Below are 17611 nucleotides of genomic sequence, written 5' to 3'. Positions count from 1 at the left end.
ATTTTTGGGGGGTGGAGGATGTCGACCGAGTACCAGAAGACAGGCGGGATCGGGACTAGTTGTCCACGTTTGAGCGAGCGGCTCAATTCGGTAAGCTCACAATTCGCCTCATCCGAATTTCTGCGTCTACTTCACGCAGAAAGCCCATGGAGTAGCCGATCTTGACCTCCGACGGATTTGAAGAGCCGCACCCCAGGGAGCGTTCGGTTGGATACCTCCGTCTGAAAGTGGGTGCCGCACAAAAGCGTCTGGCCCGATCGCTTGGGCTTGTTGATCGATCTGATGACTTCATCCGCATGATTTGGTCGATCGACAAAATCGGCGAGGGCAAGGAAATTGGTTGGCGGTGGTTCACCAAACAACCGCGATATGCAGTTGAGTTCGCCCTCGGCCCGCACAACATCCATAAGTGGACGCTGGAATCTCTGGTCAATGCGTACCTGTTGTCGAAGCCTCTACATCGACGCGATGACCGCCCGTCTAGATACCTCGATACGCATAATCTCGCATCGCCTCTGCAGCTTCTGCAGATGATGAACGATCGAGAGAATGCTGACGACGGTTTGACCTTACGTCGGGTTAGCGTTTTCGATGGAATGCGCCGGCTCGCGCAGCGCCAGTTTCACTGGCAAAGAGGAAAATTGAACAAGGCGGCCTTTTTCAAGTCCGCTTATTTATATAATTTTCAAGAAGCATCCGATCATTTCTTCGGAAAGTACAATGTTTCGATAGATGAGTTTTGCTTTACGGGATTTGTTATTACGTCAATGCTACAGAATCATGCGGCTATCCAAGTGCGCCCGTTGCCGGATCTCAAATCGAAGATTGACCTGAGGGCTTTGGGCCAGTGTTTTTCCCTTTATTCTCAGACTGAAGCGTCACTTCGCCGTAAAGCAGCAGCAATGCGTCAGGTGACGACGCACTCAGCGTATCAATTATCGATCTTGCGCCAGTGGCCCTGCTTATTGATCGAGACTGATAATATAATTATCTGTCCATTACCGGATTTGGTCGTTGAGCGTTATACGAACGGCTTATATTATGATTTAGTTGACAATGATGGTGAATTGCGCAATAAAATTGCTCATAGATTCGAGGAATATTGTAAGCTTATTTTGTCATCACATATTCCAGAAATCGAAGTCGTTTCCGAATTCGAGTATAATTTCCGAAAAAATAGGGTTAAGAGCCCCGATATTTTTCTCTGCAAGAACAACGAAACAATTGCCGTTATAGAGTGCAAGGCCAAGAGAGCGCCCATATCCGTCAGATTTGGCGACGCGATCGACCCGCTAACGGATCCCGCGTTTGAAGATTTAGCTAAGGGCGCATTCCAGATCTGGGGCTTCGTCTCCCGAGTGCGGCGAGGCCTCACCAGCGTAGCTCAGGGGAAGTTAGTCGCGGATGCAATAGGCGTCGTGGTGTTGATGGATACTTGGCTCGAGTTGTCAACTCATCAGATCGATGATGTCCTCAATCGGGCACGCGACTTATGCAAGTCGAAAGAACCAGAGATGCAGCTTGAAGACCAGATTCCACTGGCCTTCTGCAATATTGATGACCTTCACGATCTTTTGAGATCGAGCACGACAATTGGTGCTTTGCGTTCATTGCGCGAGGCGACAAAGCCGGAGCGTTATGGTTGGCTACTGACGAGCATTCAACAGCAGGTCGCGCCAGATGCAGTCGACGACAAGGGGCATAGTCTCGACCCGTATATGGATGACATCATCAAGTGGTGGCCACGGGCCGCGGCGGAGGAGGTATAGTCGCAACGTGTCGGTGGCGATGGGGGCAAGCTCAATTCAGCTTGAGACCGTCCGTCATGCCCGGGCTTGTCCCGGGCATCCACGACTTGCTTGGAACGTGAAGCTGCCTTGATGGCGGGAAGCAAGACGTGGATGGCCGGGACGAGCCCGGCCATGACGGCGCGGATTGTTGCGGGTGAGTTGAGCCGCAGCAGCGCTGCAGGAGCGCCGCCGGGAGCAGGAGCGGCCATGCCCTCGCGGCCGTCATCCCGGCGAAGGCCGGGATCCATGTTCCAGGGGACTGTGTGCTTGGACCCCGGCCTTCGCCGGGGTGACGGCTTGCGGGTATGGCGGCGCCGGCGCGGGGGCATCACAGCCTTCCGAGATCTGCTCTTGACCTCAACTTAGGTCGAGGTTGTAGGCAGGCCGGGCTGGATGGAAAGGCCGCCCCTATGACCGACGAACGCATGCCCCTCATCGACGGGCTCTATGAAACCCATCTGACCGTGGCCGATCTGGACCGATCGATCGCCTTTTATCGCGATGTCGTCGGGCTCGAACTGGCGAAGGTGTTTCCGGAGCGGCGCATCGCCTTCTTCTTCGTCCCCGGCCGCAGCACGGGGATGATCGGGCTTTGGGAAACCGGGTCCGGGCCGCTTGTGATGCGTCTGCACCTCGCCTTCGCGATGGGTGTCGACGGCGTGCTCGCCTCCGCCGCGGCGTTGAAGGCGAAGGGCGTGCAGCCGCTCGGCTTCACTGGGAAGCCGGCCGAGGAGCCCGAAGTGATCGGCTGGATGCCCGCAGTCTCGCAATATTTCGCCGATCCGGACGGTCACTCGCTTGAGTTCATCGCCGTGCTCGACGAGGAAGCGGACGCCGCCTTCGGCGTCAGGCCTTATTCGGAATGGCTCCGGCGTTAGCTCTCGCTCGTCGCGGCGCTTGCTCGTGGGCTCAATGACAGCGAAGGCGCGGTCCGGACGGCCTTGCCTGCGCTCTACGCCTCCAGCACCAGCGGGCAATGGTCCGAGACTTCTGGTCCCTTGACGACGTCGAAGGGGGCGTCGGCGAGGGGGGCGTTGACCAGCATGTAGTCGGCGAAGCGGCCGGGCTTGGTGTAGTGCGAACTGCGCGTGCCGGGGAAGCCGCGTGCCGTGACGAGGTCGCGGAGGCCGAGCCGGCCGAGTATGGCCAAGGTCTCGCTCTCAGGCTCGACGTTGAAATCGCCGCAGAGGATCTGCGCGTCGTCAGGTTCGGCGAGCGATGAGAACAGGACGGCGAGGCGCTCCGCCTGGGCGCGGCGTTCCGGCGTGTCGTGCTTGCCGGCGAGATCGCGGAGGCCGTGCATCTGGCCGATCGTCACGGCGCGGTCACGGGCGAAATCCCAGAGGCGCACGACATGGGCGACGCGCGAGCGCGGATGATCGCCATAGCCATTTGGGGAAAAGCCCTTGTGTACGAAGCCCTGCGCCTGGCCGATGATGGGGAAGGCGCGGCGCACGAAGGTCGCGAGGCCCCATTGCGATGGCACCGCGCGGTCGCCGTCATAGAGCACGCCCTGCGCCGCGGGGCAGAACAGGGCGACGTGATCCGGCAGGACTTCGGCGACCTCGCGGAAGAGATTGGCGCGTTGCGGCAGGACATGATCGCCGTCGCGATAGGTGAGCACCTCAGCGCCGGAGGCCGGCGTTGATATCACCTCCTGCAGGCAGAGCATGTCGGGATCGGCAGCGACCAGATAGGCCAGCAGTTCGTCGCCGAGCGTACCGCCCCAGCCATTGAGGCTCATGACCTTCATGACGCCTTGCTCCGGGGCTGTGCGCGGCGCCTACTCGTCCATCTTCAGCGCGGCGATGAAGGCTTCCTGGGGGATGTCGACCTTGCCGAACTGGCGCATCTTGCGCTTGCCCTCTTTCTGCTTGTCGAGGAGCTTGCGCTTGCGGGTGATGTCGCCGCCATAGCACTTGGCCGTCACGTCCTTGCGCATCGCCTTGACGGTTTCGCGGGCGATGATCTTGCCGCCGATCGCGGCCTGGATCGGGATGACGAAGAGGTGCTGCGGGATGAGGTCCTTCAGCTTCTCGCACATCGCGCGGCCGCGCCGGTCGGCCTGCGTGCGGTGGACGAGCATCGAGAGCGCGTCGACCGGCTCGGCATTGACGAGGATCTGCAGCTTGACGAGATCGCCGGCCTTGTAGTCGGAAAGGTGGTAATCGAACGAGGCATAGCCCTTCGAGACCGATTTCAGCCGGTCATAGAAATCGAACACCACTTCGTTGAGCGGCAGGTCATAGGTGACCATCGCGCGCGCGCCGACATAGGAAAGATCGGCCTGCACGCCGCGCCGCTCCTGGCACAGCTTCAGGATCGCGCCGAGATAGTCGTCCGGCGTGAGGATCGTGGCGCGGATCCACGGCTCCTTGATTTCCTCGATCTTCATCGGATCGGGCATGTCGGCCGGGTTGTGCAGCTCCATCTCGGAGCCGTCGGTGAGCAGCAGCTTGTAGACGACGGACGGCGCGGTCGCGATCAGGTCGAGATTGAACTCGCGCTCCAGCCGCTCCTGGATGATCTCGAGATGCAGCAGGCCGAGAAAGCCGCAGCGGAAGCCGAAGCCGAGCGCGGCCGAGGTTTCCATCTCGAACGAGAACGAGGCGTCGTTGAGGCGCAGCTTGCCCATCGCGGCGCGCAGTTCCTCGAACTGCGCCGCATCGGCAGGAAAGAGGCCGCAGAAGACGACCGGCTGGGCCGGACGGAAGCCCGGCAGCGCTTCGGCGGTCGGCTTGCGGGCGTCGGTGATCGTGTCGCCGACGCGGGTATCGGCGACTTCCTTGATCGAGCCGGTGAAGAAGCCGATCTCGCCGGGGCCCAAGCTGTCGACGGCGACCATCTTCGGCGTGAAGAACCCGACGCGCTCGACATCATAGGCGGCGTCGGCGCGCATCATGCGGATATGCGCGCCCTTCGAGAGTCGCCCGTCGATGACGCGCACCAGCACGACGACGCCGAGATAGGTGTCGTACCAGCTATCGACCAGGAGCGCCTTCAGCGGCGCATCGGGATCGCCCTTCGGGCCGGGCAGGTCGGTGACGATCGCCTCGAGCACATTCTCGACGCCGAGGCCGGTCTTGGCCGAGATGAGAACGGCTCTGGAAGCATCGATGCCGATGACTTCCTCGACCTGCGCGCGGATGCGCTCCGGCTCGGCGGCGGGAAGGTCGACCTTGTTGAGGACGGTGACGATCTCGAGATTGTTGTCGATCGCCTGATAGACGTTGGCCAGCGTCTGCGCCTCGACGCCTTGCGAGGCATCGACGACCAGCAGCGCGCCTTCGCAGGCCGCGAGCGAGCGCGAGACCTCATAGGCGAAGTCGACATGGCCGGGCGTGTCCATGAGGTTCAGGACATAGGTCTTGCCGTCCTTGGCCTTGTAGTGGAGTCGAACGGTCTGGGCCTTGATCGTGATGCCGCGCTCGCGCTCGATTTCCATCGAATCGAGCACCTGGTTGGTCATCTCGCGGTCGGTCAGCCCGCCGGTGAGCTGAATCAGCCGGTCGGCAAGCGTCGACTTGCCATGATCGATATGGGCGACGATCGAGAAATTGCGGATATTGTCGAAGGGCACGGTGCTCATGGCGCGCTCAATAGCATCAAGGCCGGGCCCGGCAAAGCGCCGAAACGGCACGTTTTTCAGCGGCGATCGGCCTCGAGGATCCGAAGCGCTTCTGCGCGGGCGATGAGGCGGGCCGCAAGGTCGGCCACGAGCGGACGCGCGGCGGCCTCGGCAAAGCCCGCGACGAGCGCCGAACGGCGCGTCATCGGCGGCATGTCGACGGGCTCGATTTCGACGAGCCGGCCGCTGGCAATGTCCGGTTCGACCTGCGGCGCCAGGAGATGGCCGATCGCCGCGCCGGCATCGATGAGATCCCGGCTCGGTTCGAGCGGCATCAGCGAGGTCGTCCGCGCGCGCCGGTTCATGGCGAGGATCGCCTCCGGCGTCACCTGCCACCACAGATGCGTCACGAAGCGCGGCGCGATCTCGAAGACGCGGTCGAGCGTCGGCGCGGGGCCGATCGCGGCGGCAAGGGCGGGCGCTGCCACCAGCCGCGCCTTCTCGCTGAAGAGCGCGAGCGGCTCAAGCGGATCGAGCAGCGGATCGACATTCGGCCAGGCGATGATGGCGAGATCGACGCGCCGGTCATGCAGCCATTCGGCGATGTCGCGGTGGCGGCCCTCTTCGACATCGAGCGCCACGCGCGGATGGGCGGCAAGGAAGTCGCTGACCGGCCGTGTCACCAGCGTCGGCACGACGCTGCGCAGCGTCGCGAGTGTCAGATGGCCGCGATCCATGCTGCGCATCGCCTCCTCGCTCTCGACGAGCGTCGAGAGGATGCGGCGGGCATAGGGCAGGAAGGCCTGGCCGCGTTCGGTCAGCGCCACCTTGCGGCCGCGTGCGAACAGCGCACCGCCAGCCGCGCTTTCGAGCGCCTTGATGCGCATCGAGATCGTCGCCTGCGTCACGTTGAGCCGCGCCGCCGCCTTGGTGAAGCTGCCGTCGCGCACGATCCGGTCGAAGCTGCGCAGCTGATCGATATCCATCGGGAAATCCAATGCGACACTTTGGAAAAGCTTATAACTCCATGGGCTTAGATTGACACGTGTGATGGATCGGCGCGATAGGGATGATAGCGATCCCGATCAGGAAGGCGCTTGCGATGCCGAAGTCCGATGATGTCGATGGCGCTCCGCCTGGGGACGAGGTCGCGCTCCGCGTGCTCTCGGCTTCCGATGCCGAAGCGGCGCTGCCTGGTCTCGGCTCGCTCCTCGCCGATGTCGTCGCGAGCGGCGCCTCGGTCAACTTCATGCATGGCTTCAGCGCGGCCGATGCGGCGCGGTTCTGGCGCGGCCAGCTGGCGTTGATCGCGGAGGGGCAGCGCATCCTGATCGTCGCCATGCGCGGTGAGGATATCGTCGGCACGGTGGTCGTCACCTTCGCGCATCAGCCGAACCAGCCGCACCGCGCCGATATCGGCAAGATGCTGGTGCATTCGTCGATGCGCCGTCGCGGGCTCGGGCGGCGGCTGCTGACGGCGGCGGAAGAGGCCGCCAGTGCCGCCGGCCGCACGCTGCTGGTGCTCGATACGGAAACCGGCAGCGCCGGCCACGCCCTCTATGCCGCCTGCGGCTGGACCGAAGTCGGCACCATCCCCGGCTATGCGCTGACGCCGGACGGGCGGCCCTCGGGCGCCACCATCTTCTACAAAGAAATCGCGGGAGCCTGAGCGATGGATATCCGCATGGCCGGAGAGGACGATCTGCCGGCGATCCTCGCGATCTATAATGACGCCGTGCTCCATACGACCGCGATCTGGAACGACGACACCGTCGATCTCGACAACCGCCGGGCATGGTTCGCGGCGCGTCGGGGGCAGGGCTATCCGGTCTTCGTCGCAACCGAAGGCGACAGGGTGCTCGGCTATGCCTCCTATGGCGATTTCCGCCCTTTCCAGGGTTATCGCTTCACGGTCGAGAATTCGGTCTATGTGGCCAGTTCGGCGCGTGGCAACGGCGCCGGGGCGGCGCTGCTCGCGGCGCTCGTCGCCGATGCGACAGCAGCGGACAAGCACGTGATGATCGCGGCGATCACGGCGGGCAACGAGGCCTCGGTCCGCCTGCATGCGCGGCAGGGTTTCGTGGCGACCGGCCGCCTTGGCGAAGTCGGGTTCAAGTTTGGCGCCTATCTCGATCTCATCCTGATGGAAAAGCGCCTCGCGGCACCGTCATCGCCGACGCCTTGACGACGCCTTGCGCGCGGACCAGCATTGCGCCATGCGTCGCGCCATCGGCATCGCCCTCGTCCTGCTCGCCCTTGCCGGCATGCTGCTTGCCAGCATCGCCGAAGCGGGCATGCTGCCGGGGGCCGCGATGACGGAGATGGCAGCGGCCGATTGCCCGCACCACCAGGCCGCTCCCGTCGCGGACCATTCGTCGGTCGGCAGCGGCAAGGCGCTGGCCTTCATGCTCTGTTGCTTCGGCATCGGCTCGGGCGTCCTCGCAGAGGCGACGGAGAGCCAGCCTCTGCGGCTCGCCATGATCTGGCTGCGGCCTGCATCCGACATTGCCCCCCATGCCGGCATCCCCTCGCCGGAGCCGCCGCCGCCCCGCGCCTGATCGATGGATTCCCGCGCGATCGTCGCCGGCCGTATCGGCCGCGATCGATCTCTGTCGCCCCTATCGATCAGGATTTGACCATGATGAAGCTCAAGACGCTCCTTTTCGCCGCCGCGCTGCTGGCCGTGCCCCTCGCCGTTTCCGCCGAGGAAATGATGAATCACGACGGCATGAACCATGACGGCATGCAGATGGAGGGCACGGACAAGGACGCCGCGCCCTCGACGAAGGCCTTCAAGGCGGCCGATGCCGTGATGATGAAGGACATGGCCATCCAATATAGCGGCAATGTCGACGTTGATTTCGTGCGCGGCATGATCCCGCATCATCAGGGTGCCATCGCCATGGCGAAGATCGAACTCGAATATGGCAAGGATCCGGAAATCCGGAAGCTGGCCGAGGGCATCATCAAGGCCCAGGACGACGAGATCGCGTTCATGCAGGCCTGGCTTGCCAAGAATGGCGGCGAGGCGAAGTAGCGCCGCCGGACGCTGAACCGGGCGACCTGGTTATACCGCCGGGCCGCCCGGACAGCCTCTGCCGACCCCGCCGGGATCCCGAGCGCGCGTCGGTCGTTGACAGCTGCGATGCCGAGTTGTTCCCTCAGCGGGACAACGGCGTAGCGCCATGTCGGCGCGCGCTCGGGGGAGGGCATCGCATCATGACGTTTGCAGTCCGACTGGCCGCAATGACGGCCGGATTTGCGCTATGTATTGCTGCAGGCGCGGCCGTGGCAGCGACGAAGTCGCCGGCCATGCAGGCCTGTTCCGATCAGTGGTCGCAGCTGAAGGCCGACGATAAGGTACCGGCGGGTCAGACCTGGCCGAAATTCTGGAGCCAGTGCGCCAAGGACTATGCGGCGGCACATCCGGCCGATGCTGCTGCCGCGGCAGAAACCACAGCCGCTGCGCCGGCCGAGCCGCCGCCGGCCAAGAAGGCCAAGGCAGCCGCCGCTGCAACACCGCCGCCGGCCGAGGACGCCGCGACTTCCGGCAAGGGCAAGTCGCCGGCCATGCAGGCGTGTTCCGACCAGTGGGCCAAGCTGAAGGCTGACGACAAGATCCCGGCCGGGCAGACCTGGCCGAAGTTCTGGAGCCAGTGCGCCAAGGACTATGCGGCGGCGCATCCCGACACGACGATGCCGGCGAAGGCGACCGCGAAGGCCGCGAAAATGGATGACGAGGAGCTCGGCGCGCCGCTGCCCGATCCGGAAGCCGCCGCCAAGATCGATCCTGCCAAGCCGCTCGCCGGCAAGAAGGAGCCGACACCGGGCCAGAAGGCGGCCTGGGCGCGCATGCGCGCCTGCGGCTCCGATTGGCAGGCGCAGAAAGCCGCTGGCAAGCTGCCCGCCGGCGCGAAGTGGCCGCAGTTCTGGAGCGACTGCAACAAGCGCCTGAAGGCCAAGGGCCAGTAAGGCGTCAGAACATGACGTGCGGGGCCTGCTCGAACGCCTTGAGCAGGCCCCGGCGTATCCGCCGCAGGGCGAGGCGTCGGCCTTTATCCGAGACTGCGCCCGCTGATCTGAACCGAGGCCGTCATGGGATTGCTGTTCGAAGACCACCTTCATGACGAATTCGCCAGCTGGCTGCTCGCCTATATTCCTTATGGCGGGCCGGATTTCGGCGAGATCGCAGCGATCGGGAGGGACGTCGGACACGGCGACGACACGGCCTTCCACGCCGCTTTCCTGAAGGCTGCCGAGCGCAATATCACTGAGGGCGAGGCCGCCGAGCGCGCCGGCCGGGCGGAGAGCGCGCGCGAACTCTATCTGCGCGCCAGCGCCTTTCTGGCCGCCTCCTATCATCCGCTCTATGGCGCCCCGACCGATCCGCGCCTGCTGGCGACCTGGCGGCGGCAGATCGAGATCATGGAGCGCGCCTTCGCGCTCTCCGATCCGTGGCCGCAACGGTTGGAGGTTCCGTTTGAGGGCGTCGCCATGCCGGCCTGGTTCGTGCCGGCTGCGGCGCATGCCGACGCAGTGCGGCCGCTGGTCATCTTCACCAATGGCTATGACGCGACGGTCACGGACATGTTGTTCGCCTCGGCGGTCGCGGCATCGCGGCGGGGCTATCACAGCCTCATCTTCGACGGGCCGGGGCAGGGCGGCATGCTCTACGAACATGGCCTGCCGCTCCGCGCCGACTGGGAAACCGTCATCGGCGCGGTGGTGGATGCGATGGTCGATCATCCGCTCGTCGATCCCGCCCGCATCGTCCTGAACGGCTGGAGCCTTGGCGGCTATCTCGCTCCGCGGGCTGCCGCTGGCGAGCCGCGTCTGGCTGCGCTCATTGCCGATCCATTCCTGCCGAGCCTTGCGACCGGGATCCGGGCCATGGCGATGAAGTTCGGCGCGACCGCCGAGGAGGCATCCGATCTCGGCCATATGAACCCGGCGATCATTGCCGCGATGGAAAGCGTCATCGCTGCTGATCCCGGTCTCACCTGGAAGATCCGGAAGCGCGCCTTCTGGGTGCACGGCGTCGCGACGCTTGCCGACTATCTCAAGGTTTCCGAGGCGTTCACGGTCGAAGATCGGCTCCACGCGATCCGTTGTCCGACGCTGATCACGGTGGCCGAAGAGGATGGGCTGGCGAAAGGCGGGCCGGCGGCCTGTGAGGCGCTGACCTGCCCGAAGACGCTGATCCGCTTTTCGAGCGCCGAAGGCGCCGGGGGCCATTGTGAAATGGGCAACCGCTCGCTGCTCAACCGTCGCACATTCGACTGGCTGGACGATGTATTCGCCGGAAAGGTGGGCTAGTAGGGGGACCACAGCCATGAACCTGCGAGCCGAGACGTGACCGACCAAAGCCCCGCCCCAAGCCCCGCCACCGATCATCTCGTCACCCTGCGTGACTTCCTGCGCTATGCCGTCAGCCGGTTCGGCGCCGCCGGGCTCGCCCATGGTCATGGCGCGTCGACGGCCTTCGATGAGGCCGCGTATCTGGTGCTCGAGGGACTCAAGCTGCCGATCGACCAGCTCGAGCCTTTCCTCGACGCAAAGCTGCTGCCGGAGGAGCGGGTTCGTCTCGCCGGCCTGATCGAGGCACGCGTGACGACCCGCAAGCCGAGCGCCTATCTGCTCAACCGCGCTTATGTTCAGGGCATTCCGCTCTATGTCGACGAGCGCGTGATCGTGCCGCGTTCCTTCATCGGCGAATTGCTGTTCTCGGAACTGTTCGGCGGCGATGATTTCACTCTCGTCGAGGACACCGGCTCGATCGAGAGCGTGCTCGATCTCTGCACCGGCTCGGGTGCGATCGCCATCCTCGCGGCCGAGGTGTTCGAGAATGCCGACATCGACGCAGTCGAACTTTCGCCGGAAGCGCTCGAAGTTGCGGCGATCAATGTCGCCGAGCGCGGCCAGGGCGCCCGCATCTCGCTGATCGAGGGCGATCTTTTCGGACCGCTCGAAGGCCAGACCTATGATCTGATCCTGACCAACCCGCCTTATGTCGATGAAGTCGCGATGGACGAACTGCCGGCCGAATATCGCCATGAGCCAGCGATGGCGCTCGGCTCCGGGCTCGACGGGCTCGATATCGTCCGCCGTATCCTCGGCGAGGCCGGCGCCCATCTCAATCCGGGCGGCGGGCTTCTGTGCGAGATCGGCGCCGGCCGCGAGATCATCGAGGCCGAATATCCGGATATGCCCTTCCTCTGGCTCGACACCGAGGAGAGCGAAGGCGAAGTGTTCTGGCTGCCGGCCGAGGCGCTTGGTGTGCAGCCTTCGAGCACCATCGGCGCGGTTGAGTAGCGCCCCGGCCGTTGCCGGCCGGGGCACAGAGGATCAGGCCTCGATTTCCAGCATCCGTTCGCGCCGGCGTGGACCCGGCCGGCGGACGAGAGCGAGGAAGGTCACCACCGCCGCGGCGAAGGTGACGCCGGCGGCGATCAGCATCGTCGCGCGGAAGGCGCTGCCATAGGCGGCGGCGAAGACCGCATGCGGCACGCTGGGCGCGAGCCGCGCTGCGTCCTCGAACGCGCCATTGGCGACGGCGAGCGCGAGGCCCTCGATGGCGGTGCCGGTACCGGGGAGGCTCGCGCCGACAAAGGCGGCGAGGACGGCGCCGATCACCGCGATCGCCACGGTCTCGCCGGCAACCCGCATGGTGCCGAAAATGCCGGTTGCCATGCCAGCCCGCTCCGTCGGCACGACGGAGATGGCGAGATCATCCATCAGGCCCCAGGGTATGCCGGCGCCAATGCCGACAAGGAGCAGCGGCGGCACGAAGGCCATCGCCGCGGCACCCGGAGCGATCGCCGCCAGCCACACCAGTCCGGCGGCTGAAAGCACCAGCCCGCCAGAGGCCAGGAGGCCCGCCGGAATGAAGCGCGCGAGATTGGCCGCGGTGAACGGCACGATGGCGATCGGCGCCGACAGGGGCAGCAGCATCAGGCCCGCCTGCAGCTCGCTCATGCCCTCGACCCGCACGAAGCGGATCGGCAGCAGGAACAGCGGCACGACGAAGGAATAGGCGACCGCGACCGGCAATGCCTGGATGCCGACGAACCGGCCATAGGTGAAGAGCGAGAGATCGAGCATCGGCCGGGTGGCGAGCTTCTCCACCGTGATGAAGGTGATGAGCAGCGCGCCGGCCAGTGCGAACAGGCCGATGACCAGCGGATGATCGAAGCCGAGGTCCGGGCCTTCCATGATCGCGAAGATCAGCGCCACCAGCATCGCCGTGAAGGTCGCGGCGCCGAGGCTGTCGATCCGCGTCGCGCCGGGATCACGCGTCTCCCGCAGCCGCGGCGCCCCGAGGGCGAGGATGAGCGCGCCGGCTGCTGCGGCGGCGAAGAAGATGGCGCGCCAGCCGAACGAGGCGATCAGGAGGCCGGCGATGATCGGCCCGAAAGCGATACCGATACCGAAGCCGGAACCGATCATGCCGAGCGCACGGGTGCGGGCCGGGCCCTCGAATTCCTGCGCCAGCGCCGCGAAGCCGGCTGAAAGGGCAATGGCGCCGGCGACGCCCTGCACGCCGCGCATCAGGTCGAGCGCCAGCACGCTCGGCGCGAAGCCGATGACGAAGGAGGCGAGCGTGAAGCCGGCCATGCCGATGATGAACATCCGCTTGCGGCCATATTGATCCGCGAGCGCGCCGCCCAGCATCACGGTCGAGCCGATGGCCAGCATGAATCCGGAAACGATCCAGTTGAGCGTGATGACGCTGCCGCCGAGATCGGCGCCAATGGCCGGGATGGCGACGGCCGGTCCGGTGAAGGAGATCGGGATGGTGACGGCGACGAGGAAGATGGAGGCGAGAATAAACGCCTTCTTCCGCGCCGCATCGGGGGATGCGTCGGTCATGACGGGTCTCTTGCAGTTTGAAGCCGCAGGCAATGAGCGCGCTGCGCAGCGAAATGGGTCCAGGCTGCGCGGCGGGAGAGGCGCCGCGCAGCCTGGCGACGGTGAACCGCCGTCGGCGATCCCTTATTTGTAGGGATCGATACACAAAGAATAAACCCTTGATTCCAGCCGTCAAGCCTTTTATTTAGTGATCATAACAGAAATGAGATCGGGCCCGCTGCAAGGGCCTTTCTCGAGGATGTGCAGGATGGGTGCTCGTGGCAGGCCACGCGGTTTCGATCGCGACGCCGCCCTTCAGCAGGCGATGGATGTCTTTTGGGCGCGCGGCTATGCCGGGGCGTCGATCGCCGAACTGACCGAGGCGATGAGCATCAACCCGCCGAGCCTTTATGCCGCCTTCGGCTCCAAGGAACAGCTCTTCAAGGAGGCCGTCTGTCTCTATGCCGAGACGGACGATGCCTGCACGCTGGAGATGCTGGAGGGGGACCTTTCGACGCGCGAGTCGATTGCAGCGATGCTGCAGGCCAGCGCCCGGTCGTGTACCCAGCCTCACAAGCCCGCCGGCTGTTTCATGACGCTCGGCGCCACCAATGGCGGTCCCGAGACCGATGCGGCGCAGCAATATCTCTGCGACCAGCGCCGCGACATGGCGAGTCGCATCCGCGCCCGCCTCGCACGCGGCGTCGCCGATGGCGAGTTGCCTGATAGCCTCGATCTCGACCGCGTCACCGCCTTCTTCGCCACGGTGATCAAGGGCATGTCGATCGAGGCGCGCGATGGCGCCGACGCCGACACCCTCGCCGCGGTCGCCCGCAGCGCAATGCTCGGCTGGGACGCGATCACCTCGACGCAGGGGTGATCCGAAGCGGCGGACAGCCTTTCGGACCGTCCGCCGTCAATGATCAGGGCGCGAGCGCCTCGACGCCGACGGTGGCGGCCGGATAGGGCAGTGCCGTAACCAGTTTCGACATCGGCTGGCTGCTCGCGAAGATCGGCGCGAGGTCGATCGTCAGATAGCTGGTGCGGTGCGCATAGTCCGAAATCGTCAGCTTGTTGTTGGTCAGGTCCTTGATCGACACCCACTGGGTGTAGTCCGAGACCACCTGATCGCCGTCCTTCGATTCCGCGACGCCGATCGGAATATCGACCGTGTTCAGCACATGCGTGATGGTCTGGACGGCCTCGCCGGCATCCTTCGGCTCAGGCACGGAATGGCGCATGAAGGCGGCGCGCACGAAGCGCGATGGCGGCGTGAAATCGCCCGGCAGGCCCGTGGTGCCGCCGCCCTGGCCGATGGCCGTGACATTGGCGGTGCCGAATTGCCGGTTGGAGACGCCGACGGATGAAAGGTTCACATAGTTGCGCAGATTGGTGAGGTGCCAGTCATAGGTCGGCGCGTTGGTGAGGACATGCGCGGCATTGTCGTGGATCTGAACCTCGCCATCGACATATTCGACGACGATCCCGGCGCCGCTGCGATCGGTGAAGATGAAATGAATATAGGGCGGCGTCGGCCCGGTCGGCAGGGCCGGGTCGGTCCAGACCTTGGTCTTTTCGAGCGCGGCCTTGACGCTGGCGACATCCTTGAAGCTGCCGAGCGCCCATTTGCCGAAGGAGAGGATCTCGACATAGTTCTGGTCGGCCGGCGTCACCTCTTGATAGGTGGTAAAGCCCGGCAGGAAATTGCCGCTCATGCCGAGCCCGGCTTCGTTCTGTCCTTCCAGGATCGCGCCGCCAGGGATGATGTTGGCGCTGATGCCGGCCAGCGCATAGGTCGTGGTCACGGTCTTCTCCGCCATGCCCTTCGGCGCCGGCAGCGTGAAGGTTGTGCCCTTCGGCACGCTCTCCAGCGTCCATTTCATGTCGAACGCCCACTCCATCGTCCGGCCGGACACGACGGACTTGTCCGCGGCGGTGATGTCCACCGCCGTGCAGGCCAGCGCGGCGTGGGTCATGATGGCCAGTGAAAGCGTCGCGGCCAAAGTGCGAAGCATGGCGGTTCTCCTCCGAAGATGTACGGCGCGCTCCACCTTAGCGCCAAAAGGGGGACGCGCGCTTGACGATCATCCGTCTTTTTGATGCGAATTTGCGGATCATTTGACTGAGGTGATTAACGTGCTGATATACTCGTCGCTCTACCGGTAATTGCAGCGCTGCCATGTGAGGAGGGCGGCGCGTAGACTTGGTTTCCACGCTCTACGAAAATCGCAAAACGGCTTAAACGGGAGGATTATAGCCATCATGTGTGAGACGTCTGCCAGCGGCCTTGATCGCCGCACGTTCTTCAAGCGCACCGCGACCTTCTCTGCTGTGGCTGCGACGGGTCTTGCCACCATGGCGATGCCGACGCTTTCCTATGCGGCCGCGATGACGAAGGAGCAGCGCGACGCGATGACGCCTGACGAGATCATCGCCAGCTTCAAGGAAGGCAATCGCCGTTTCCGCGAAGGCAAGATGATCGAGCACGACTATCGGGCGCAGAAGCGCGCGACGGCCAACGGCCAGTTCCCGGCCGCCGTGATCCTCAGCTGCATCGATTCCCGCACGCCGGCCGAAATCCTGCTCGATACCGGCATCGGCGAAACCTTCAACGCGCGCGTCGCCGGCAACATCCAGAACGATGACATCCTCGGCAGCATGGAGTTCGCCTGCGCCGTCACCGGCGCCAAGGTCGTGCTCGTCATGGGCCACACGTCGTGCGGCGCCATTCGCGGTGCGATCGATGGCGCCGAGCTCGGCAACCTCACCGGGCTGCTCGACAAGATCAAGCCGGCCATCCCGCGCACGAAATATGACGGCGACCGCAAGGGCAGCAATTACGACTTCGTCGACGCGGTTGCGCGGACCAATGTCGAGATGACGATGGAGCAGATCCGCGCCAACAGTCCGGTGCTCAAGAAGCTCGAGGACGACGGCAAGATCAAGATCGTCGGCAGCATGTACCATCTCGTCGGCGGCGAGGTGGAGTTCTACTGAGCGGCTCTTGAAGGCAAGCGGCCGGGCCATTGCAGGGCTCGGCCGCAAAACGCCTGATTCTCCTGCCAGGATGTGATAAGAGGCGGCCAACATCCATGCCGCCGGTCCCGTTGCGCCACAGCGCCGGGGCGGCCCCGAGCCGGATTTCGCCATGACCGCATCCGTTGCCGCCGCGCCCGAAGCCGCGGCTTCCATCGCTACCCGACGTGCACCTCCCGCCGAGACGCCGTCGCTGGTCGGCCTGTCGCGCGCCGGCATCGGCGCCGAGCTTCAGCGCATCGGCATCGAGCAGAAGCAGATCCGCATGCGTACCGCGCAGATCTGGAACTGGATCTATGCGCGCGGCGTGACCGATTTCGGCGACATGCTCAACGTCTCCAAGGACATGCGCGCGACGCTCGCCGGCGCCTTCACGCTGAAGCGGCCCGAGATCGTCACCGAGCAGGTCTCGGAGGATGGCACGCGCAAATGGCTGATGCGCTTTCCGGCGCGTGGCGCCGGGCGTCCGGTCGAGATCGAGACCGTCTATATCCCGGAGATCGGGCGCGGTACGCTCTGCGTCTCCTCGCAGGTCGGCTGCACGCTCACTTGCTCGTTCTGCCACACCGGCACGCAGAAGCTCGTCCGCAACCTGACCGCCGAAGAGATCGTCGGCCAGATCCTCGTCGCCCGCGACCGTCTCGGCGATTTCCCGGATCGGTCGACGCCGGTTGGCGCGGCCGTTCCCTCGGAAGGCCGCCTCGTCTCGAACATCGTCATGATGGGCATGGGCGAGCCGCTCTATAATTTCGACAACGTCAAGGAGGCGCTCCTGATCGCCTCCGATGGCGAAGGTCTTTCGCTCTCGAAGCGCCGCATCACGCTGTCGACCTCGGGTGTCGTGCCGGAAATCCCGCGCGCCGGCGCCGAGATCGGCTCGATGCTGGCGATCTCGCTGCATGCGGTGCGCGATGATCTGCGCGACATGCTGGTGCCCCTCAACCGGAAATATCCGATCGCCGAGCTGCTCGAGGCCTGCCGCAACTATCCCGGCCTCTCGAACGCCCGCCGCATCACGTTCGAATATGTGATGCTGAAGGACGTCAATGACAGCCCGGCCGATGCGCGCGAGCTGGTGCGGCTTCTGAAGGGCATTCCGGCCAAGATCAACCTGATCCCGTTCAATCCCTGGCCGGGCGTCAACTACCAGTGCTCGGACTGGGAGACGATCGAGGCCTTCTCCGACATCGTCAACCGCGCCGGCTATGCCTCGCCGATCCGCACGCCGCGCGGCCGCGACATCCTCGCCGCCTGCGGCCAGCTGAAGAGCGAGAGCGAGCGGATGCGGGCACGCGAGCGCCTCGCGCTCGAGGCGATGATGGCGGATACCGAGGAGTAGCGTCTTCTGGTTGGGCGTCCGGAAGGGCCC

The 17611-nt window shown here is 64.6% G+C and carries 17 protein-coding genes; 12 read left to right on the top strand and 5 right to left on the bottom strand.

The features are described 5' to 3' along the window. Positions 1–161: 161 nt before the first annotated feature. Both LB518_RS12630 and LB518_RS12625 read left to right on the top strand, forming a co-directional pair. Positions 162–1769, top strand: coding sequence for a hypothetical protein (locus tag LB518_RS12630; RefSeq protein ID WP_224577858.1), 1608 nt, complete (start codon positions 162–164; stop codon positions 1767–1769). 431 nt (positions 1770–2200) lie between these two features. Continuing rightward, a complete protein-coding gene (locus LB518_RS12625) occupies positions 2201–2668 on the top strand; it encodes a VOC family protein (protein WP_224577857.1) in 468 nt (155 codons plus the stop codon). Positions 2669–2742: 74 nt separating this feature from the next. Here the strand turns inward: LB518_RS12625 and LB518_RS12620 are convergent, their stop codons facing one another. Genes LB518_RS12620 through LB518_RS12610 form a run of 3 tightly spaced genes read right to left on the bottom strand, consistent with a single transcriptional unit; the run spans position 2743 to position 6344 of the window. Continuing rightward, complete coding sequence (locus tag LB518_RS12620) at positions 2743–3543, bottom strand: endonuclease/exonuclease/phosphatase family protein (protein WP_224577856.1); 801 nt, start codon at positions 3541–3543, stop codon at positions 2743–2745. A 30-nt stretch (positions 3544–3573) separates the two neighbouring features. Then, positions 3574–5379, bottom strand: coding sequence for a translation elongation factor 4 (lepA, locus tag LB518_RS12615; RefSeq protein WP_224577855.1), 1806 nt, complete (start codon positions 5377–5379; stop codon positions 3574–3576). Positions 5380–5435: 56 nt separating this feature from the next. Then, a complete protein-coding gene (locus tag LB518_RS12610) occupies positions 5436–6344 on the bottom strand; it encodes a LysR family transcriptional regulator (protein WP_224577854.1) in 909 nt (302 codons plus the stop codon). 116 nt (positions 6345–6460) lie between these two features. Here LB518_RS12610 and LB518_RS12605 point away from each other — a divergent pair, with 116 nt between their 5' ends. The 7 genes from LB518_RS12605 (at position 6461) to prmB (ending at position 11670) form a co-directional block, all read left to right on the top strand. After that, positions 6461–7027: a GNAT family N-acetyltransferase gene (locus tag LB518_RS12605; RefSeq protein WP_224577853.1), complete on the top strand. Its 567-nt coding sequence runs from the start codon at positions 6461–6463 to the stop codon at positions 7025–7027. Positions 7028–7030: 3 nt separating this feature from the next. Next, entirely contained in the window at positions 7031–7543 is a 513-nt protein-coding gene (locus LB518_RS12600) for a GNAT family N-acetyltransferase (protein WP_224577852.1), read from the top strand. Between the two features lie 31 nt (positions 7544–7574). Then, the gene (locus tag LB518_RS12595; protein WP_224577851.1) at positions 7575–7916 is read left to right on the top strand and encodes a hypothetical protein; all 342 of its coding nucleotides are present in this window, start codon (positions 7575–7577) and stop codon (positions 7914–7916) included. An 83-nt stretch (positions 7917–7999) separates the two neighbouring features. Continuing rightward, on the top strand, positions 8000–8395 hold the full coding sequence (gene copM, locus LB518_RS12590; RefSeq protein ID WP_224577873.1) for a CopM family metallochaperone: 396 nt from the start codon (positions 8000–8002) through the stop codon (positions 8393–8395). 182 nt (positions 8396–8577) lie between these two features. After that, positions 8578–9330: a hypothetical protein gene (locus LB518_RS12585; protein WP_224577850.1), complete on the top strand. Its 753-nt coding sequence runs from the start codon at positions 8578–8580 to the stop codon at positions 9328–9330. A 123-nt stretch (positions 9331–9453) separates the two neighbouring features. Beyond that, entirely contained in the window at positions 9454–10674 is a 1221-nt protein-coding gene (locus LB518_RS12580) for an alpha/beta hydrolase family protein (RefSeq protein WP_224577849.1), read from the top strand. A gap of 36 nt (positions 10675–10710) precedes the next feature. Further along, a complete protein-coding gene (gene prmB / locus LB518_RS12575; RefSeq protein ID WP_224577848.1) occupies positions 10711–11670 on the top strand; it encodes a 50S ribosomal protein L3 N(5)-glutamine methyltransferase in 960 nt (319 codons plus the stop codon). A 33-nt stretch (positions 11671–11703) separates the two neighbouring features. On the opposite strand, the gene LB518_RS12570 is transcribed toward prmB, so the two are convergent. Further along, a complete protein-coding gene (locus LB518_RS12570) occupies positions 11704–13227 on the bottom strand; it encodes an MFS transporter (protein WP_224577847.1) in 1524 nt (507 codons plus the stop codon). 247 nt (positions 13228–13474) lie between these two features. Between LB518_RS12570 and LB518_RS12565 the strand changes: the two genes are divergently transcribed. Then, entirely contained in the window at positions 13475–14086 is a 612-nt protein-coding gene (locus tag LB518_RS12565) for a TetR/AcrR family transcriptional regulator (RefSeq protein ID WP_224577846.1), read from the top strand. A gap of 43 nt (positions 14087–14129) precedes the next feature. Here LB518_RS12565 and LB518_RS12560 read toward each other — a convergent pair whose 3' ends face one another. After that, positions 14130–15221: a choloylglycine hydrolase family protein gene (locus LB518_RS12560; RefSeq protein ID WP_224577845.1), complete on the bottom strand. Its 1092-nt coding sequence runs from the start codon at positions 15219–15221 to the stop codon at positions 14130–14132. 247 nt (positions 15222–15468) lie between these two features. Here LB518_RS12560 and LB518_RS12555 point away from each other — a divergent pair, with 247 nt between their 5' ends. Both LB518_RS12555 and rlmN read left to right on the top strand, forming a co-directional pair. Continuing rightward, the gene (locus LB518_RS12555) at positions 15469–16203 is read left to right on the top strand and encodes a carbonic anhydrase (RefSeq protein ID WP_224577844.1); all 735 of its coding nucleotides are present in this window, start codon (positions 15469–15471) and stop codon (positions 16201–16203) included. Positions 16204–16354: 151 nt separating this feature from the next. Continuing rightward, positions 16355–17581, top strand: a complete 1227-nt coding sequence (gene rlmN, locus LB518_RS12550) for a dual-specificity RNA methyltransferase RlmN (protein ID WP_224577843.1) — start codon at positions 16355–16357, stop codon at positions 17579–17581. Positions 17582–17611 lie beyond the last annotated feature (30 nt).

The organism is Mesorhizobium sp. BR1-1-16, assembly GCF_020165495.1.
Taxonomy (GTDB): Bacteria; Pseudomonadota; Alphaproteobacteria; order Rhizobiales; family Kaistiaceae; genus Kaistia.
This window is presented reverse-complemented; position numbering and strand designations above follow the sequence as displayed.